Here is a 20624-nt window from a genome sequence, read left to right on the forward strand (position 1 = left end):
CGACGGGGGGCCGCGGCCGGGACACCGCGCGCCATGTTCGCGTCGTTCCACGAGCCGCGGGAGGCCCACAGGTGTCGAGCGCAGCCGAGCAGGAGGCAGTGCAGGAGGAGCGGGCGGGCGGGGCACGGTCCGGGCGCTGGGCCCCCGTGCTCAACGGCAGGCGCCGCCCGGTGCCTGCCGTGCCCGTGTGGCCGGGCACGCCCACCCCGCTCGGGGCGCGCTTCCGCTCTGGTCCGGACGGGGTCGCGGGCACCAACTTCGCCCTGTGGGCGGGCGGTGCGGAGGCGGTCGAGCTGTGCTTGTTCGACGGACCGGGCGCCGACAGCCGCGAGACCCGCGTACCGCTCACCGAACTGACACACGAGATATGGCACGGTTTCGTGCCGGACGTGCTGCCCGGTCAACGCTACGGCTACCGGGTGCACGGCCGCTGGGACCCGTGGACCGGCGCGCGCTGGAACCCGGCGAAGCTGCTCCTCGATCCGTACGCGCGCGCGGTGGACGGCGACTTCGCGCTGCCGCCGGAGGTGTACGGGCATGTACGGGACTGGCCACAGCAGCATGTGGCGGACACCGTGCGCGACGAGCGGGACTCGGCGCCGTACGTCCCCAAGGGCGTCGTGGTACACGATGACGACGACTGGTCGCAGGACCAGCGCCCGAAGACGCCCTGGGCGGACTCGGTCATCTACGAGCTGCACGTGGGCGGCTTCACCCGGCAGCACCCGGACATCCCGGAGCGGCTGCGCGGTACGTACGCGGGTCTGGCCCACCCGGCGGCGATCGAGCATCTGGTGCGACTCGGCGTGACGGCGGTGGAGTTGCTGCCGGTGCACCAGTTCGCGCACGAGGACCATCTGCTCGGGCGGGGACTGAGGAACTACTGGGGCTACAACTCGGTCGGCTACTTCGCCCCGCACGCGGCCTACGCGTCCTGCGGCACCGCCGGTCAGCAGGTCGGCGAGTTCAAGCGGATGGTTCGGGCGCTGCATACGGCCGGGATCGAGGTGATTCTCGACGTGGTCTACAACCACACGGCGGAAGCGGGCGAGTTGGGTCCGACGCTGTCGTTGAAGGGGATCGACAACCGCGGCTACTACCGTCTGCGGTCGGACGCGCGCCGGTACGCGGACTACACGGGCTGCGGCAACACGCTGCACGTGGTCCAGCCCCAGGTGCTGCGCCTGATCACCGACTCACTGCGCTACTGGGTGACGGAGATGGGCGTGGACGGCTTCCGCTTCGACCTGGCCGCCGCGCTGACCCGCTCCATGCACGACGTGGACATGCTCTCCCCGTTCCTCGCCGTCATCGCGCAGGACCCGGTACTGCGCAGGGTCAAGCTCATCGCCGAGCCGTGGGACGTGGGCGCGGGCGGCTACCAGGTGGGTGCCTTCCCGCCGCTGTGGGCCGAGTGGAACGACCGCTACCGCAACGCCGTGCGGGACTTCTGGCGCCACGCGCTGCCGGACGTACGGGAGATGGGCTACCGCCTGTCGGGCTCCAGCGACCTGTACGCCTGGGGCGGCCGCCGCCCGTACGCCTCCGTCAACCACGTGACGGCGCACGACGGTTTCACGCTCCGGGACCTGGTGAGTTACGACCGCAAGCACAACGAGGCCAACGGCGAGGGCAACCGGGACGGCACGGACGACAACCGCTCCTGGAACTGCGGGACGGAGGGTGACACCGGTGACGAACGGATACGGGCGCTGCGGCGCAGGCAGCAGCGGAACCTGCTGACCACACTGCTGCTGTCCACAGGCGTACCGATGCTGGTGGCGGGTGACGAGATGGGCCGCACCCAACGCGGCAACAACAACGCCTACTGTCAGGACAACGAGATCGGCTGGCTGGACTGGACTCTGCTGCGGGAGCCGGGCTGGCGGGCTCTGTTCGACCTCACCTCCCGTCTGATCGCGCTGCGCCGCCGCCACCCCGTGCTGCGCCGCCGGGCGTTCTTCTCCGGACGGGCACAGTCGGCGGACGGGCTGCGGGACCTGGCCTGGTTCACCCCGCGCGGCTCGGAGATGACGGAAGCGGACTGGTACGCGCCGGCGGCCACGTTGGGGATGTACTTGTCCGGCCGGGACATCCCCGGCCACGACGAGCGCGGAGCCCCCGTCCTCGACGACAGCTTCCTGGCCGTCCTGCACGCCGGGGAGCGCCCCGTGGGTTTCGTACTGCCGGGGCCGCCGTGGGCGGAAGGGTACGAGGTGATCGTGGACACCTCGCGGGAGGAGCAGGCGGACGCGCCGGGTGTGACGCACCGGTCGGGCGGGCCGATCACGGTGCCGGAACGGTCGGTGCTGCTGCTGAAGGTGACCGGCTGACCGCCCGGTGTCCTGGCAGGCAACGGTTGTGTCAGCCGAGGATCCCCCGGTCGTAGGCCACCGCGACCGCCGCGGCGCGGTCGTTGACGCCGAGCTTGGCGTACAGGTGGGTGAGATGGGTCTTCACGGTGGCCTCGCTGATGAACAGCTCGCGCGCGATCTCCCGGTTGGAGGTGCCCTTGGCGACCAGTGCCAGCACCTCGCGCTCACGTGCCGAAAGCGGTTCGTTGCGGGGGGCGGGGGCGCGGACGGCGGAGACCAGTCGTGAGGCCACGGCCGGGGAGAGGACGCTGCGGCCCTCGGCGGCGGCGCGGACGGCGGTGAACAGCTCGTCGCGCGGGGCATCCTTGAGAAGGTAGCCGGTCGCGCCCGCCTCGATCGCGGGCAGCGTGTCGGAGTCGGTGTCGTAGGTGGTCAGGACGAGCACCTTGGCGCGGGCGCCGCGGCGGGTCAGTTCCCTTATTGCGTCCACGCCGGAGCCGCCCGGCATGCGCAGATCCATCAGGACCACGTCCGGGTCCAGCACGGCGGCCTTCGCCACCGCCTCGACACCACCCGCCGCCTCGCCGAGGACGGTGAATCCGGCAGCGGACTCGAACATGCCGCGCAGGCCGTCCCGGACGACGGGATGGTCGTCGACGATGAGGAGCGAGATCGCTGGGTGTCGGGGCATGTCATCCGTCATGGCGCACCAACGGTACGCGAGCCGAGATCGCCGTGCCGTGGCCGGGTTCGGACTCGACGGTGAAGGAGCCCGCGATGCGTTCGGCGCGGGCGTGCATCCCATCCAGTCCGAAGCCGCCCGCGCGGCTGCGGGCGGGAACGGCGAGGGGGTCGAAGCCGCGGCCGTCGTCGCGGATGTCGAGGGTGACCTCGGCGCCCATGAAGGACAGGGTGACGCCGACGCGGGAGGCGTGGGCGTGCCGGGCCACGTTCGACAGGGCTTCCTGGGCGATGCGCAGAAGCGTCGCCGAGACCTCGTCATGCAGGTGCTCGGCGGTGCCCGTGACGGTGAAGTCGGCACGTACCTGGGTGCGTTCGCCCCATTCGGCGACTGTCTTCTTCAGCGCCTCGGGCAGGCCGTCGACGGCGAGGGCGACGGGGGCGAGGTTGTGGACGGAGCGGCGGGCCTCGCCGAGGCTGTGGCGGGCCAGTGTGGAGGCGCTCTCCAGGTGGACGCGGGCGGTGGCCAGGTCGGAGGCGTTCGCGACCACCTGAAGCTGGGCGATGATGCCGGTCAGGCCTTGGGCGAGGGTGTCGTGGATCTCGGCGGCCAGCCGCCGGCGTTCGTCGGCGACCCCTGCCTCGCGTGCCTGGACGAGGAGTTGGGCGTGCAGGGCGGCGTTCTCGTCGAGGGCCTGCTGCAACGCCGTGTTGGTGCGTTCGAGTTCGGCGATGGTGTCGGCCTGGGCGACGGCACGGGTCTGCTCCTGCTCGGCGAACCGGGTGAAGAGGGCGACCATGCCGACGTTGACCCCGAGCACCACGGCGAAGCCGAGCCACATGACCAGCCCGTGGGGCGGCATGCCGCCGATCTCACTGCCGGCCATGGTGATCGCCGTCAGGAAGAGACCGGGCAGCACCAGTCGGCGGGGTAACTGAGCGGCGGCCGTGTAGTAGTTGGTGACGGCGTAGAAGGCGAAGAAGGGGTTGAGCCAGGTGAGAACGAACGCGATCGCCCAGCGGCCGAAGTAGAGGCAGGCGCTCGTCCCGCTGCGCTCCGGCCGCTTCCGCATCACCCGCGCCCGGCCCACTTCCAGGACCAGGGCGGCGGCGACCAGTGCGCAGGCCTGGCCGGTCTCGTCCCGGCCCATGCCGACCACCCCGGCCGAGCCGGCCGCCGTCAGGACGCCCACGCCGAGCAGGGCGTACGGCCCCCAGTCGGCGAAGGTGGCCCGGCGTGGATTCCACTCGACGCTCGTCATGGCGCCAGTGTCCCGCACGGCACGCTCATTCCCAGCGGAACCAGCGCGCGGCGACACGGGTCAGCAGCACCGCCCAGGCGGCCGGCACGCCCAGGTGGGACCAGCCCGGCCAGTCGCCGGCGGCAGCCTGGTTGAGGGCCTGTGCGGCGGCGCCGAAGGGGGTGTAGCCGACGATCCGGGCGAGGGTGTGGGGCATGGCCTGCACCGGCAGCCACACGCCCGCGCAGAACATCATCGGGAAGAACACCGCGGATCCGATCGCGCCCGCGATCTTCGTGGTGCGGGACAGCGCCGAGATCACCGCGCCCAGGGCGAGCGCGACGAGTACGGACAGCAGCAGGGCGACGGCGTAGCCGAACGGCTGCCGGGGCAGGGTCACGTCGAAGACGAGCCGCCCGACGGCGAGTGCGAGCAGCGCCGAGACCAGGGCCGCGGCCCCGAACACCAGCATCTGCGCGGTCAGCAGGGCGGCGGGCCGGACCGGAGTGGTGGACATCCGGCGCAGGATGCCCCGCTCGCGGTAACCGGTGAGGCTCTGCGGCATGCCCTGCACCCCACTGGTGATCAACCCGATCAGCACGGCGACCGGCACATAGGCGTCGATGGGCCGCAGGCCCCCGAGGGAGTGGTCGGAGTGCCGGAAGGACGGGATGGAGCCGAGGATCACCAGCAGCAGGGTGGGGAACAGCAGGACCCAGAAGGTGGCGCCGGGCTCGCGGCGGAAGAGGCGGAGTTCGGTGCGCAGTACACCGGGGTTCAGCAGGGCGCTGCTCATGACACGGCCTCCGTCAGGTCCAGGAACGCGTCGTCGAGCGTGGCGTCGGTAACGCGGAGTTGGTGGGCGGTGATGTGGTGGCGGGCGAGGAGGGTGATGACGGCGTTGACGGTCGCGTCGGACCCGGAGAGCGTGAGCCGGCCGTCCTTGCGGGCGATGGAGGCCAGTTCGGGCAGTTCGCTCAGGTCACCCTCGTCCAGCGGTGCGGACGGGGTGAAGCTGATGACGGTGGAGCCCGCCGAGCGCCGGATCAGTCCGTCGGGGGTGTCCAGGGCGGCGATCCGGCCCCGGTCGATCACGGCGATCCGGTCGCACAGCCGCTGGGCCTCCTCCATGAAGTGGGTGACGAGCAGAACGGTGACCCCGCCCGCCCGGACGTCCTCGATGAGCTTCCAGGTGTCGCGGCGGGCGCGCGGGTCGAGCCCGGTGGTCAGCTCGTCCAGCACGACCACCCGGGGGTTGCCGACGAGGGCGAGCGCGATGAACAGCCGCTGTTTCTGGCCGCCGGAGAGCTTGGCGAAGCGAGTGGTGAGCTTCTCGGCCAGGCCGAGGCGTTCGGCCAGGGGCCGCCAGTCGGCCGGGCGCGGATAGAAGGACGCGTACAGCTCGAGCGCCTCGCGCACGGTGAGCTTGGCCTGCAACTCGCTCTGCTGGAGCTGGGCACCCAGCACGCGGGCGACCTGCTCGTGGTCGGCGATCGGGTCGAGGCCGGTGACGCGCACGCGGCCCGCGTCGGGGACCCTGAGGCCCTCGACGCACTCGACGGTGGTGGTCTTGCCGGCGCCGTTCGGGCCGAGGATGCCGAAGATCTCGCCCTCCTCGACGGCGAAGGAGACGCCGTCGACGACGGCCCGGCCGCCGTAGGACTTGCGCAGTTCGCTGACTTCGATGACGGACATGCCATCAGAGTCCCTCTGACCGGGGTGGGCACACATCGCCCGACGCGCTCGAAGCGGCATCGGCCGATCGGCTGATGCGGCGCTACGACCCCTGGCGAGCGGCGGCGCTCGGGCCGCCGAAGCCGCAGGTCGTAGGACCATCGGCGCACGGCGATCCGGCCAAAACTCGGTGGGCGATGCCAGGCGCAGTCCGTAGGCTCCCTGGTGATGCCCACGACACCTGCCTCTGCCGAGGCCCTTGCCGACCGCACCGACCAGGCCGGGCGTTCGGCCGTCCGTACGCTGCTGCGTCTGTGGCCGTACGTACGGCCTGTGCGCGCACGCCTGACCACCGCCGCGCTCATCGCGATCATCGCCTCCTGTGTGGGGCTGGTGATCCCGCTCGTACTGAAGTGGCTGGTGGACGGCCCCGTCGCCGATCGCGACCCAGGGGGCGTATGGCTGGGCGCGCTGTACCTGCTGCTGCTCGGCGTCGCCGAGGCGCTGCTGTTCGGGCTGCGGCGTTGGCTTGTGGCGCGCCCGCTGGCGCACGTCGAGGCGGAGATGCGGGCGGACCTCTACCGGCATCTGCAACGACTGCCGATCGCCTTCCACGACCGTTGGGCGTCCGGCCAGTTGCTCTCCCGGGGCACGACCGACCTGATGCTGCTGCGCATGTTCCTCGCCTTCCCCCTGACGTTCCTCTTCGTCAACGGTGTGACGATCCTCGTCGGCGTGGTCATCATGCTGCTCCAGGACTGGACGCTGGGACTGGTGATGCTGGCGCCCGCCGTGCCGCTGGTCGCGCTGAGCGCCGTCTTCGAGAAGCGGTACGCGCTCGCCGCCAGGCTGGCGCAGGACCAGGTCGGGGACCTGACGACGGTTGTCGAGGAGAGCGTGCTCGGCATCCGCATCATCAAGGGGTTCGGGCGGCACCGCAGCCAGGCGCGCGCGTTCCGTGAGCTGTCGGGGCGACTGCGCGGCACGGAACTGCGCAAGGCCCGCCTGCTGGCGGCGATCTGGGCGGTCATCATGGCTCTGCCGGAGGTGGCCATCGGCGCCACGCTGGTGGTGGGCTCGGTGCAGGTCTCGGACGGTTCGCTGTCGGCGGGGACGCTGGTCGCCTTCCTCTCCACGGCACTTGCCCTGCGGTGGCCCGTGGAGTCGATCGGCTTCCTGCTGGCGATGAGCCAGGAGGCGGCGACGGCGACGGAACGGTACTTCGAGGTGATGGACGCGCGGCCGGAGACGGAGAGCGCCCCCGCCCCGCGACCGGCCGCGTCTTCCCGGACGGGGCTGCGCTTCGAGAACGTCCGCTTCCGCTACCCCGACGCACCCGCCGACTCCCCGCCCCTCCTCGACCACGTCGACCTGCACATCCGCCCCGGCGAGTCCATGGCCCTGGTCGGCGCGACCGGCAGCGGCAAGACGACGCTCACCGCGCTCATCCCCCGCCTGCACGAGGTGACCGAGGGTCGGATCACCCTCGACGGCCAGGACATCGCCGAGCTGCGCCGCGAGGAACTGCGTGCGATGGTCGCCGTCGCCTTCGAGGAGCCCACCCTGTTCTCCGCGAGCGTCGCCGACAACGTCCTCATGGGCGCCGACGGCACCGCGGGCACGGACGATCTGAACCGCGCGCTGTCCGTGGCCCAGGCCGACTTCGTGCACGCCCTGCCCGAGGGCGCCGCGACCCAGGTGGGCGAGCAGGGCCTGAGCCTCTCCGGTGGCCAGCGGCAGCGTCTGGCACTGGCCCGTGCCGTCGTCGGCCGCCCCCGCTTCCTGGTCCTGGACGATCCGCTGTCCGCGCTGGACGTGCACACGGAGGCGGCCGTGGAGGCCGCGCTGCGCCAGGTGCTCCACGGCACCACCGCGCTGATCGTGGCCCACCGCCCGTCCACGGTGCTGCTGGCCGACCGGGTCGCCCTGCTCTCCGGCGGCCGGATCACGGCCGTGGGCACGCACCACGAACTGCTTCGCACCAACGCCGAGTACGCCCACCTCATGTCGGGTCGGCCCGTGGAGGAAGAAGAGGACGACGACCGATGACGGCTCCCACGACGTCCGTTCCCGCCGCCGGGGACGCTCAGGACATGCCGCGCCCCAAGTCCACCGACGACCCCTTCGACCGGGATGTCCTGCCTTCTGCCCCCGGCGCCACGGCCGCCCTGCTCCGCTCGCTGCTGGCGCCCCTGAAGGCCCGTGTGGCCGGCACCACCCTTCTGCTGCTGCTCCAGCAGGCAGCGGTCCAGGCGGGGCCACTGCTGGTGGCGTATGCGATCGACACCGCCGTACCGGCGTTCCGCCACCACGACCACGGGCCGCTGATCGCGGTGGCCGTCGGCTATCTGCTGTGCGCACTCGCCTCCGGCGGGCTGCAGTGGGCGTTCATCGTCGCCGCCGCCCACGTCAACCAGGACGTCCTGCTGGACCTGCGGGGCCGGATCTTCCGCCACGCGCAGGCGCTCAGCGTGGACTTCCACGAGCGCTACACCTCGGGTCGGCTCATCTCCCGCTCCACCACGGACGTGGAGTCGCTGCGCGAACTGCTCGACGAGGGGCTCCAGGAGCTCGTCACGGTCATTCTGTCCTTCGTCTACATCTCGGCGATGCTGCTGTGGCTGGATCTGGGTCTGGGCGCGGTCGCCGTGGCGTCCTTCGGGCCGCTGTATCTGCTGGTGCGGCTCTACCAGCGGCGTGCGAAGCGGGTCTACCGCGAGCGGTCCACGGCGATCGCGGCGGTGATCGTGAAGTTCGTGGAGACCATGAACGGCATGCGGCCGGTGCGCGCCTTCCGCCAGGAGGCCGCCAACGACGCCGCCTTCGGCACTCTCAACCGGCGCCACGAGAACACGAACGGCGACGCGTTGCTGGAGATGGCCCGCTATGTCGTCGGCTCCCGGCTGGTGGCCAACACGGCGGTCGCGGGGATCGTGCTGTGGGGCGCCTACCGGGTGACGGACGGCTCGCTGGAACTGGGCGTGCTGGCAGCGGCGGTGCTGTACCTGCGCCGGCTGTACGACCCGATCGACCGGCTCGGCATGTTCCTCAACTCCTACCAGTCGGCGGCGGCCTCGCTGGAGAAGATCGCCGGCCTGCTCGCCCAGACCCCCTCGGTCCCCGAACCGTCGGCGCCCAGGCAGCTTCCGGCACCGCGATCGCAGCTTCCCGGCCGCGAGGTCGTCTTCGACGGCGTCAGCTTCGGCTACCGCACCGGAGGCGAGGTGCTGCCCCGCTTCGAACTGACCTTCCCGGCCGGGCAGACCGTCGCGGTGGTCGGCTCCACGGGCGCAGGCAAGTCGACACTCGCGAAGCTGCTGGCCCGCTTCTACGACCCCTCCGACGGCCGGGTGCTGCTGGACGGCGTGGATCTGCGCGACCTCACCATGCCCGAACTGCGGCGCGGTGTGGTGATGGTGACCCAGGAGGCGTTCCTGTTCTCCGGCACGGTCGCCGAGAACATCGCCATCGGCCGGCCGGAGGCGACCCGTGAGGACATCGAGCGCGCGGCGAAGGCGATCGGCGCCCACGACTTCATCAGCGCGCTGCCCGAGGGCTACGACACGGACGTACGCAAGCGTGGCGGCCGTATCTCGGCGGGGCAGCGCCAGCTCGTCTCCTTCGCGCGGGCGTTGCTCGCCGACCCCGCGGTGCTCATCCTCGACGAGGCGACCAGCTCCCTGGACATCCCCGGCGAACAGGCGGTGCAGCGGGCGATGGAGACGGTGCTGCGGGGCCGTACGGCGGTCGTGATCGCCCACCGGCTCTCTACGGTGGAGATCGCCGACCGGGTGCTCGTCATGGAGGGCGGGCGCATCGTCGAGGACGGCAGCCCTGCCGAACTGATCGCGGACACTGGGCGGTTCGCGGATCTGCACCGGGCGTGGCGGGACAGTCTGGCCTGAGTGAACGGAGACCTGGCACGGATGATCGACGCGTACGAGGACCCCGGCGAGCCCGACGCACGTGGCGGCTGGCGGTATCTGTGGTGGCTGGTGACCCGGCAGCCGGGGCGGTCCGTCGCCGGCGCGGTGCTCGGCAGCATCTGGATGGTGCTGCTGGCGGCGACGCCGTATCTGATGGCCAAGGCGATCGACGACGGCCTGGTGGCCGGTGACACTCGAGCGCTGGCCGGGTGGACGGCGGTGCTGTTCCTGGTCGGGGCGCTCAACGCCTGGCTGAGCGTCATGCGGCACCGCACGATGACCCGAGTGCGGATGGACGCCAACTTCCGCACGGTCAAGGTCGTCGTCCGGCAGACGGTGCGACTGGGTGCCACGCTGCCTGAACGGGTCGGGGCCGGGGAAGTCGTCACGATCGGGGTGGGCGACGTGCAGACGATCAGTCAGGCCATGACGGTCGTCGGGCCGGGCGTCGGCGCGGTCATCGCCTACCTCGTGGTCGCGGGGCTCCTGCTGCAGATCTCCGTGCCGCTGGCCGTGGTGGTACTGCTCGGGGTTCCGGTGCTCGGCGTGGTCGTCGGACCGCTGCTCGGGCGGCTGCAGGGCACGGAGACGGAGTACCGCGAGCGGCAGGGCGTGCTGACCGCACGGATCGGCGACCTGGCGGGCGGACTGCGCGTCCTGGGTGGCCTCGGCGGCAAGGCACTGTTCGCCGACGCCTTCCGCCGGGACTCACAGCGGCTGCGCGCACAGGGATACCGGGTCGGGGCGGTGGCGAGCTGGATCGAGGCGCTCGGGGCGGGGCTGCCGACGCTGTTCCTCGCCGTGGTGACCTGGCTGGGAGCCCGGATGGCGGCCCAGGGAACCCTCAGTATCGGCGAGCTGGTGTCGGTGTACGGGTATGTCGCCGTGCTGGCCGGGTGGCCGGTGATGTTCCTGATCCAGGGCAGCTACATGCTCAGCCGGGGTGTGGTCGCCGCCCGCCGGGTCGTACGGCTGCTCCAGCTCGAGCCCGCGCCGGACACCGGCACCGCCGACGCGCCGGCCGAGCCGTCACCGTTGCACGACCCGGAGTCGGGGGTGCGGGTGCTGCCCGGACTCCTGACCGCGCTGGCCGGGGCGCGGCCCGCCGACGCCGCGGCCGTCGTCGACCGCCTGGGCCGGTACGCGCCCTCCGACGCCACCTGGGACGACGTACGCCTGGACGCGATCGCCCTGCCGCGGATCCGTGAGCGGATCCTGGTCGCCGACCACGAGGCCGACCTGTTCGCCGGTCCACTGCGCCAACTGGTCGCCGGATGCCGAAAGCCGGATGACCTCGACGAGGCGGCGATCGCGCGGGCCGTGCACGCGGCGGCGGCCGACGACATCGTGCAGGGCCTGCCGGACGGGCTCGACTCGGTGGTCGACGCGCAGGGCCGTAACCTCTCCGGCGGCCAGCGCCAGCGTGTGCGGCTGGTGCGGGCACTGCTGGCAGACCCGGAGGTGCTGCTCGCCGTCGAGCCCACCTCCGCGCTGGACGCGCACACCGAGGCCACGGTGGCGGACCGGCTGCGGACGGCTCGCGAGGGCCGTACGACCGTGGTGACGACCACCTCCCCGCTCGTCCTGGACCGGGTGGACGTCGTGCACTACCTGGTCGACGGCAAGGTCGTGGCCACCGGCAGCCACCAGCGGCTGCTGGAGGAGCAGGCCGGCTACCGGGCGCTGGTGGCGCGGGACGCGGGTGCCACCGAGGAGGTCGTGGGTTGATGGCGAGTAATCAACTGCCGATCGCGGAGCCCGTCGATGTGCGCCGCGCCGCCCTGCGGCTGGTGTGGGCCGACGGGCGGGCCTTCGTCGGCGTCCTGGTGCTGAACGCGGCGGCGGCCGGGGCGGGGCTGGCCGGACCCTGGCTGCTCGGGCGGATCGTGGACACGGTGCGGGCCGGGGGCGGGGTCAGTGCCGTCGACCGGATGGCGCTGGGCATCCTGCTGTGCTCGCTGGCACAGCTGTTGCTGCTGCGCTGGGCGCGGTACGTGGGGCATCGGTTCGGGGAGCGGACACTGGCCCGGGTCCGCGAGGAGTTCGTGGACCGGGCGCTGGCACTGCCCGCGTCCGTGGTGGAACGGGCCGGCACCGGTGATCTGACGGCGCGCGGCACGGCCGACGTGACCACTGCCGGCACCACCCTGCGCGACACCGGACCGGAACTGCTCATCAACACCGTGCAGGCACTGTTCGTACTCGGCGCGGTCTTCGTGCTCGACCCGCTGCTCGGTGCCGTGGGCATCGTGTGTCTGGTGCCCATCTGGTTCGTCCTGCGCTGGTATCTGCGCCGGGCGCGGGCCGCTTACCTCGCCGAGGGAGCGGCCACCTCCGGGATCGCCGAGATCGTCGCGGCGACGGCGGCCGGTGCGCACACGGTCGATGCGTTCCGGCTGGGCGAGCTACGGACGGCCGCGAGCCGTGACGCGCTGGAGACGTCCCGGCGGACCCGCTTCCGCACGCTGTTCCTGCGCTCGGTGTTCTTCCCGGTGGTGGAGGTGTCGTACGTCCTGCCCGTGGCGGGGGTGCTGTTGGTCGGTGGGGTGCTGCACACGCACGGGACCGTGACGCTGGGCGCGGTGGTGGCGGCCGCGTTGTATCTGCGTCAATTCAGCCAGCCGCTCGACGAGATCCTGGTGCGGGTCGAACAACTGCAGAGCAGCGGCGCCTCCTTCGCCCGGGTGGAAGGGCTCGCCCGGGTCCCGCGCGCGGTGTCGAGCGGTGACGGTCCCGCTCCGGTGGACGACCGGATCGACGTGACCGGCGTGCGCTACGCCTACGGCCGCGGAGGCGAGGTGCTGCGCGGGGTGGACCTGACCGTGCGGCCCGGGGAGCGGCTGGCGGTGGTGGGCCCCTCCGGCGCCGGGAAGACCACGCTGAGCAGGCTGCTGGCGGGTATCGACGCGCCGACCGCGGGTTCGGTGACCGTGGGCGGGGTGCCGGTGGCCGATCTCGGGCCGGAGCGGCTGCGCCGTCAGGTCGTCCTGGTCACCCAGGAGCACCATGTCTTCCTCGGCACGATGCGCGACAATCTGCGGGTCGCCGAGCCGTCCGCCACGGACGATGAGCTGTGGGCGGCCCTGGCCGCCGTCGGCGCCGACGACTGGGTGCGGGACCTGCCGGGGGGTCTGGACACTCCGCTGGGCGAGGGCGGCCACCGCACGGACGGCTCCCAGGCTCAGCAACTGGCCCTGGCCCGGGTGGTCCTGGCCGATCCGCACACCCTGATCCTCGACGAGGCGACGGCACTTCTCGACCCGACGACCGCCCGCCGCACCGAACGCGCGCTGGCCGCCGTGCTCGAGGGCCGTACCGTCATCGCCATCGCGCACCGTCTGCACACCGCGCACGACGCGGACCGCGTGGCGGTGATGGAGGACGGCCGGCTGACCGAGGTCGGGCCGCACGACAGCCTGGTGGCGTCGGACGGGGCGTACGCGGCGCTGTGGCGCTCCTGGCACGGGTGATACAGGTCGGACAGCGACGTCGGCCGCCTGGGCGGTGAACAACCCGTATTCGAACATGGGCATCCGGCCAACGACCATTTCCAGCCAAGTTATTGATGCGCACCTGACAGCTCGCGCGTTCGCCTGTCACGCTTCCCAGGGCCACTCCACAACCCCACAGTGCACCGCTGTGTCGTGGCTTGCCACCTTCATGCACCTGGTTCCGCGTTCCGCCTTGTTCTGCCCGGACGGCCACTCTCCGTCCGACCCCCTCTGGCCGCGCGATCCGCGGCCGCGCAGAAGGAGTCAGTTTTGAGACGCAGTTCCTCTCGCAAGCCCACCTCCGTCACCCCGTCCCGTCGTGTCGCGGCGGTCGCCCTCGTCGGCGTCTCCGCCCTGCTGGCCGCCGCCGTCCAGGCGGGCGCCGCGAGCGCCGCCCCGGCCAAGCCCGCGCCCGCGAAGATCAACCCGGCCCACACGGCCGTGAAGCTCTCCGCCTCGCAGCGCGCCGAACTGATCCGCACCGCAGACGCGGCGAAGGCCACCACCGCCCGCGACCTCGGCCTCGGCTCGCAGGAGAAGCTGGTCGTCAAGGACGTCGTCAAGGACGGCGACGGGACGCTCCACACGCGCTACGAGCGCACGTACGCCGGCCTGCCGGTCCTCGGTGGCGACATGATCGTCGACACGACTGCGGCCGGGAAGACCAAGCAGGTCATCAAGTCCACCAAGACCCTCAAGGTCGCCTCGCTCACCCCCGCGATCGCTGCCTCGAAGGCAAAGACGCAGGCGCTGTCCGCCGCCAAGAACGAGGGCTCCACCAAGACTGTCGCCGACGGCGCACCGCGCAAGGTGATCTGGGCCGTCGACGGCAAGTCGACCCTCGCCTACGAGACCGTGATCGGCGGCCTCCAGGACGACGGCACGCCCAACGAGCTGCACGTCATCACCGACGCCGCCACCGGCAAGGAGATCATCCGCTACCAGGGCATCAAGAACGGCATAGGCAACACCCGGTACAGCGGGCAGGTCCCCCTGACGACCACGCAGTCGGGGTCGACGTACACGATGACCGACGGCGCGCGCGGCGGCCACAAGACGTACAACCTCAACCACGGCTCGTCCGGCACCGGCACGTTGTTCTCGCAGACGAACGACACCTGGGGCGACGGCACCAACACGAACGCCGCCACCGCGGGTGCCGACGCGCACTACGGCGCCGCCGAGACCTGGGACTTCTACAAGAACACCTTCGGCCGCAGCGGCATCCGCAACGACGGTGTGGGCGCCTACTCCCGTGTCCACTATGGCAACAACTACGTCAACGCGTTCTGGGACGACAGTTGTTTCTGCATGACCTACGGCGACGGCTCGGCCAACAACAACCCGCTGACCGCGATGGACGTCGCCGGCCACGAGATGAGCCACGGTGTCACCTCCGCCACCGCGAACCTCATCTACAGCGGTGAGTCCGGCGGCCTCAACGAGGCGACCTCCGACATCTTCGGCACCGGCATGGAGTTCTACGCCAACAACCCCACCGACCCCGGTGACTACCTCATCGGCGAGAAGATCAACATCAACGGCAACGGCACCCCGCTGCGCTACATGGACAAGCCCAGCAAGGACGGCGCCTCCCTCGACTACTGGACGTCCACCGCCGGCAACAAGGACGTCCACTACTCGTCCGGTATCGCCAACCACTTCTTCTACCTGCTCAGCGAGGGCAGCGGCGCCAAGGTCATCAACGGTGTCAGCTACGACTCGCCGACGGTGGACGGGATTCCGGTCACCGGCATCGGCCGGGCCAAGGCCCTGCAGATCTGGTACCGGGCGCTGACCACCAAGTGGACCGCCTCCACCAACTACGCCGCGGCCCGCACCGGCACGCTCGCGGCAGCGAGTGAGCTGTACGGCGCCTCCAGCAACGAGTACAACGCGGTGATGGACGCCTGGGCGGCGGTCGCGGTCGGCTCGCACTCCGGCGGCGGCACCCCCGGCGGCACCGTGTTCGAGAACACGACCACCGTGCCGATCCCGGACGGCGGCGCGGCGGTCACCTCGTCGATCAACGTCACCGGGCAGAGCGGCAACGCCCCGGCGGCCCTCAAGGTCACGGTCGACATCGTGCACACCTGGCGAGGCGACCTCCGGATCGACCTGGTCGCCCCGAACGGGACGTCCTACCGGCTGAAGAACAGCAACATCTCCGACTCGGCTGACGACGTGCACGAGACCTACACGGTCAACGCGTCCACCGCCCCGGCCAACGGCACCTGGAAGCTCAAGGTCCAGGACGTGTACTCCGGTGACACCGGGTACATCGCCGGCTGGAAGATGACCTTCTAGCAGAACCTTCCGCTAGGTCACTCGAACCCCGAGGACAGGGCGCCGTTCCGGAGGCTGAGCACCCGGAACGGCGCCCGTTCACGTGGCCGGAACACGAATCGAGCAGACGAGTTTCAGCCAACGTTACCGCTGGGTCCTGACATGTACGCGTCCTCGATGTCACTCTTCCAGCGCACGGATCACCCGCACCGCAACTTCCACTTCCGTACGGCCCCCACGCCGTACGGCCCCCACAGAAGGAGTTTGCGTGACTTCCCCCTACGCGCGCCACAAGGGCACCACCCTGGCCATCGCCACCGCTGTCGCAGCCGGAGCGCTGCTCGCCACCGGCCTGACCACCGGTGCGGCCTCGGCCTCCCCGGCCGGTGAGACGGCGAAGCCGCTCGCCGCCGCCCCGACCGCGCTGACCACGACGGCGCGCGCCTCCCTCATCAAGGAGGCCCAGACCACGGCGCCCGAGACGGCCCGTCACATAGGCCTCGGTGCCCAGGAGAAGCTGGTCGCCAGGGACGTCGTCAAGGACGCCGACGGCACCGTCCACACGCGCTACGAGCGCACGTACGCCGGACTCCCCGTCCTCGGTGGCGACCTCGTCGTCCACGAGAAGGCCGGCAAGACCGAGGGCGTGACCCGGGCGACGAAGGCCACCATCAAGGTCGCCTCGCTCACACCCGCGATCGCCGCGTCGAAGGCCGAGAAGCAGGCGCTGACCGCCGCCAAGGACGCGGGCTCGACCCGGACCGACGCCGACGGCGCGCCGCGCAAGGTGATCTGGGCCGGCGACGGCACGCCGGTCCTCGCCTACGAGACGGTGGTCGGCGGCCTCCAGGACGACGGCACGCCCAACGAGCTGCACGTCATCACCAACGCCGCCACCGGCGAGAAGCTCCACGAGTACCAGGGCATCGAGACCGGCACCGGCAAGACGCTCTACTCCGGCACGGTCACCGTCGGCTCCTACCTGTCGGGCTCGTCGTACCAGCTGTACGACACCACGCGCGGCGGCCACAAGACGTACAACCTCGCCCGCGGCACCTCCGGCACCGGCACGCTGGTCGCCAACACCACCGACGTGTTCGGCACCGGAACGGCCTCCAGCTCCAGCACGGACCAGACGGCCGCCGCCGACGCCGCCTACGGCGCGCAGACCACCTGGGACTTCTACAAGAACACCTTCGGCCGCAACGGCATCAAGAACAACGGCGTGGGCGCCTACTCCCGTGTCCACTACGGCAGCTCGTACGTCAACGCGTTCTGGTCCGACAGCTGCTTCTGCATGACCTACGGCGACGGCTCGTCCAACACCCACCCGCTGACCTCGCTGGACGTCGCCGGCCACGAGATGAGCCACGGTGTCACCGCCGCCACCGCGAACCTCAACTACAGCGGTGAGTCCGGCGGCCTCAACGAGGCGACCTCCGACATCTTCGGCACCGGCGTGGAGTTCTACGCCAACAACTCCTCCGATGTCGGTGACTACCTCATCGGCGAGAAGATCAACATCAACGGCAACGGTACTCCGCTGCGCTACATGGACAAGCCCAGCAAGGACGGCGCCTCCGCCGACTACTGGTCCTCCACCGTCGGCAACAAGGACGTCCACTACTCGTCCGGCGTCGCCAACCACTTCTTCTACCTGCTGGCCGAGGGCAGCGGCGCGAAGACGATCAACGGGGTGTCGTACAACTCGCCCACGTACAACGGGTCCACGGTCACCGGCATCGGCCGCGCCAAGGCGCTGCAGGTCTGGTACAAGGCGCTGACCACGTACATGACGTCGACCACGAACTACAAGGCCGCCCGGACGGCGACCCTGAGCGCGGCGTCGGCACTGTACGGCTCCACCAGCACCGAGTACAAGGCGGTGGCGGCGGCCTGGTCCGCGGTCAACGTGAACTAGCACCCAACAAGCAACGTTCGCCCCGCCGCGACGCCCGGCACGCACCGGGCGCCGCTCCTCAAAGGGCGAACGTTGCCTGCCGCGGCACTGCCCCCCCAGAGTGCGCAATGGTCCCCGGCGGGAAGTCGACGCCGGGGACCACCTTTACGCTGGGGCCCATGTCTTTGGCGGACTACACATACAAGGATGTCGGCGCCACCCGTGAGCCCGGCCACTGCCCCGAGGGGTTCCACCCCCTGCACATGCGCGCGCGGATCGGCGAGGGCGAGGCGGTGTTCCGGCGGGCAGCCGAGGCGCTCCTGACCTGGGAGCTGCACCGGGCGATGGGCGTGGGCGTCCTGACCGACAAGGACCGGGCGGCCCCCGGGGCCGACGTCACCATCACCATCGCCGGAGTGGTCAAGGCCCCCTGCCGCATCGTCTGGACGATCGAGGAACATCGCCGCGCCGGCTGGGCGTACGGCACGCTGAAGGGCCACCCGGAGTGCGGAGAGGAGGCGTTCGTCGTGGACCGCACGGGCGATGGCACGGTCTGGCTGACGGTCAACGCTTTCAGTCGCCCGGCCAAGTGGTACTCCCGGGCGGGCGGCCCCGCGGCACGGGGACTGCAGCACGCGTACGCGCGGCGGTGCGGTGCCGTCCTGCGGAAGCTGTGCGAGGCCGCCGCGGACGATTCCGCCTGACCGCCACCGCATCGGCGTCCCCTTCACCGGCCTCGACTTCACCGGCCTCGACTTCACCGACCCCGACTTCACTGACCTCGACGCAAGCCGTCCGAAATACAACGCAACCATTGCCGCGTCCACCTTCGCCGATATGGCCGATTCCGCCCTCCTGGGCGGCCTTGTGGCGGTTCGCTCCGCACGAGAGGCTGCCAACCGGCGTACCGGCCCGCAACAGCCCAGATCTGGATGAAACCGGGCCGTGACACGTCGAGTCGAGGAGGGGAACTCAGGTCATGGCACGGATGAGATACACACGTCTGCGCTGGGCGGGCGGCCTCACCGCGGTCACCACGGTCGTGGCGCTCTCGGTCATAGCCCAGCCCGCGCAGGCCGCCCCGGTGGGAATGATCCTCGGCGCCGGCGCCTCCGACGCCGTCAGCGGAAGCTACATCGTGACGCTCAAGGGGGGGACGAAGGACTCCTCGGCCCTCGACAAGGGCATCGCCGAGAAGTACGGGGCGAAAATAAGCCATACGTACGGGACGGCGCTCAACGGGTTCTCGGTGAGGGTCGACGAGCGGCAGGCCCAGCGCCTCGCGGCGGACCCCCGCGTGGCCTCGGTCGTCCAGGACACCACGGTCCACCAGAACCACTTCCAGAAGGACCCCTCGTCATGGGGCCTGGACCGCGTCAACCAGCCGAACCTTCCGCTCGACCACGGCTACAGCTGGCCGGAACCGGGTGGCGCGGGCGTGACGGTGTACGTCATCGACACCGGAATCCGCATATCGCACAAGGACTTCGACGGCCGGGCGAGCTACGGCTGGAACTTCGTCGACAACAACGGGACAGCCGCCGACGGAAACGGACACGGCACGCATGTGGCCGGAACCATCGCGGGCACCAAGTACGGCATCGCAAAGCGGGCGAAGGTCGTCGCCGTGCGCGTCCTGGACGACAAGGGCGCCGGCACCACCGCGCAGGTGATCGCGGGCATCGACTGGGTGACCAGGCACGCGAAGAAGCCCGCGGTGGCGAACATGAGCCTGGGCAGTCACGGAAACGCCCAACTGGACGCCGCGGTACGCAACTCCATCGCCTCCGGCGTCACCTACGCGGTCGCCGCCGGCAACGACGGCCTCCCGGCGGGCCTGTACTCTCCGGCCCGCGTCGAACAGGCCATCACGGTGGGCGCCGGCGACCAGAAGGACGCCCGCGCGCCCTTCTCCAACTGGGGTCCGTCGCTCGACCTCTTCGCTCCCGGCGTGAAGATCACCTCCGACTCGTACGCGAGCGACACGGGCACGGCCACCTACTCCGGTACGTCGATGGCGACACCGCACGTCACGGGCGCGGCCGCGCTGTATCTCGCCAACCATCCCAAGGCCACTCCGGCGCAGGTGCGCCAGGCTCTCGTCCGGCGGGCGGTCTCCGGAAAGATCACGAATACGGGTCTCGGCTCGCCGAACAAGCTGCTCCAGGTCGACCATCCCTGACCACTGTCAACACGACGCACACGCTTTCACCGGCCTCGCCCCCGACGGGCGGGGCCGGTCCTTTTCGCTCCTGCGGATGCGGCTGGTCTTGAACGTAGACATACGCGCGAGTAGTCAACAAAGTGCCGGAATGCCCACCCGCACAGGGGGGAGGCTCCCCCGGTAACCATGCCGACCCCCACCTTGCGACAGCCTCATCCGCCCACCCACGTTGACGCGGACAGGAGCGGTCATGCCCGCAGCGCACCACTCACCGATGTTCCCGGCACCCGGCACCCGTACTTCCCCCACACCGAGGGCCGACGCCCGTCCCCCTGTCCCGCGGTCCTCCTCCGCGGACCCGGGTCCCGCCCCGGTGCCGGACACCGGTCCCACCCTCGGACGCATCCCCGTCCTCGACGTACACCCCCTCGTCCAGCAGGGCCGCCGCCCGGCGAAGGCGGTGGTGGGCGAGGAGTTCGAGGTCTCCGCGACGGTCTTCGGCGAGGGGCATGACGCGATCGGCGCCAATGTCGTTCTGCGGGACCCGCAGGGGCGTCCCGGTCCCTGGACGCCGATGCGTGAACTGGCCCCCGGCACGGACCGCTGGGCCGCGACCGTCTCCGTACCGAGCGAGGGCCACTGGACCTACGCCGTGGAGGCATGGAGCGATCCGGTCACCACCTGGCGGCACAGTGCGCGGATCAAGATTCCCGCGGGGATCGACACCGAACTCGTCCTGGAGGAGGGCGCGCGACTGTACGAGCGGGCCGCGGCCGGCGTCCCGAAGAGCGAGGACCGGCAGAAGGTGCTCCTCGGCGTGGCGGCCCTGCGTGATGAGTCGCGGTCTGCGCTGGCGCGTCTTGCTGTGGCTGTGGCTCCTGAGGTGGTGGGGGTGTTGGAGTGTTGGCCGTTGCGGGAGTTGGTGTCGTCGTCGGGTGTGTTGCCG

General features: G+C 70.9%; 14 protein-coding genes. 10 read left to right on the forward strand and 4 right to left on the reverse strand.

The features are described from left to right. Positions 1-71 precede the first annotated feature (71 nt). Positions 72-2333: a glycogen debranching protein GlgX gene (gene glgX, locus ACWDEX_RS19935; RefSeq protein WP_450464932.1), complete on the forward strand. Its 2262-nt coding sequence runs from the start codon at positions 72-74 to the stop codon at positions 2331-2333. Between the two features lie 31 nt (positions 2334-2364). On the opposite strand, the gene ACWDEX_RS19940 is transcribed toward glgX, so the two are convergent. From ACWDEX_RS19940 to ACWDEX_RS19955, 4 genes are read right to left on the reverse strand one after another with little or no spacing between them, the layout of a single operon-like run. Continuing rightward, positions 2365-3006 carry a response regulator gene (locus ACWDEX_RS19940; RefSeq protein ID WP_450464933.1) on the reverse strand — a complete coding sequence of 214 codons (642 nt, stop codon included), beginning with the start codon at positions 3004-3006 and terminating at the stop codon, positions 2365-2367. 1 nt (position 3007) lies between these two features. Next, on the reverse strand, positions 3008-4258 hold the full coding sequence (locus ACWDEX_RS19945) for a sensor histidine kinase (RefSeq protein WP_450464934.1): 1251 nt from the start codon (positions 4256-4258) through the stop codon (positions 3008-3010). A gap of 25 nt (positions 4259-4283) precedes the next feature. Continuing rightward, a complete protein-coding gene (locus ACWDEX_RS19950; protein ID WP_450464935.1) occupies positions 4284-5033 on the reverse strand; it encodes an ABC transporter permease in 750 nt (249 codons plus the stop codon). Continuing rightward, the gene (locus tag ACWDEX_RS19955) at positions 5030-5932 is read right to left on the reverse strand and encodes an ABC transporter ATP-binding protein (RefSeq protein ID WP_450464937.1); all 903 of its coding nucleotides are present in this window, start codon (positions 5930-5932) and stop codon (positions 5030-5032) included. The genes ACWDEX_RS19950 and ACWDEX_RS19955 overlap by 4 nt, the downstream gene beginning before the upstream one ends. Positions 5933-6139: 207 nt before the next feature. Between ACWDEX_RS19955 and ACWDEX_RS19960 the strand changes: the two genes are divergently transcribed. The 9 genes from ACWDEX_RS19960 to ACWDEX_RS20000 form a co-directional block, all read left to right on the forward strand. Continuing rightward, entirely contained in the window at positions 6140-7960 is a 1821-nt protein-coding gene (locus tag ACWDEX_RS19960; RefSeq protein ID WP_450464939.1) for an ABC transporter ATP-binding protein, read from the forward strand. Beyond that, a complete protein-coding gene (locus tag ACWDEX_RS19965; RefSeq protein ID WP_450464940.1) occupies positions 7957-9816 on the forward strand; it encodes an ABC transporter ATP-binding protein in 1860 nt (619 codons plus the stop codon). Before ACWDEX_RS19960 ends, ACWDEX_RS19965 begins: the two co-directional genes overlap by 4 nt. 21 nt (positions 9817-9837) lie before the next feature. Then, entirely contained in the window at positions 9838-11565 is a 1728-nt protein-coding gene (locus tag ACWDEX_RS19970) for an ABC transporter transmembrane domain-containing protein (RefSeq protein WP_450464954.1), read from the forward strand. Next, positions 11565-13307 carry an ABC transporter ATP-binding protein gene (locus ACWDEX_RS19975; RefSeq protein ID WP_450464941.1) on the forward strand — a complete coding sequence of 581 codons (1743 nt, stop codon included), beginning with the start codon at positions 11565-11567 and terminating at the stop codon, positions 13305-13307. Before ACWDEX_RS19970 ends, ACWDEX_RS19975 begins: the two co-directional genes overlap by 1 nt. Before the next feature lie 291 nt (positions 13308-13598). After that, a complete protein-coding gene (locus tag ACWDEX_RS19980; protein ID WP_450464942.1) occupies positions 13599-15635 on the forward strand; it encodes a M4 family metallopeptidase in 2037 nt (678 codons plus the stop codon). Positions 15636-15882: 247 nt separating this feature from the next. After that, a complete protein-coding gene (locus ACWDEX_RS19985) occupies positions 15883-17535 on the forward strand; it encodes a M4 family metallopeptidase (RefSeq protein ID WP_450464943.1) in 1653 nt (550 codons plus the stop codon). 158 nt (positions 17536-17693) lie between these two features. Next, positions 17694-18218, forward strand: coding sequence for a DUF1990 domain-containing protein (locus tag ACWDEX_RS19990; protein WP_450464944.1), 525 nt, complete (start codon positions 17694-17696; stop codon positions 18216-18218). 275 nt (positions 18219-18493) lie between these two features. Continuing rightward, positions 18494-19696, forward strand: a complete 1203-nt coding sequence (locus tag ACWDEX_RS19995; RefSeq protein WP_450464945.1) for a S8 family peptidase — start codon at positions 18494-18496, stop codon at positions 19694-19696. A 232-nt stretch (positions 19697-19928) separates the two neighbouring features. Then, positions 19929-20624 (forward strand): maltotransferase domain-containing protein (locus ACWDEX_RS20000; protein ID WP_450464946.1); only part of this gene is annotated, 696 nt, incomplete at its 3' end.

It is taken from the genome of Streptomyces sp. NPDC001020 (genome assembly GCF_053599115.1).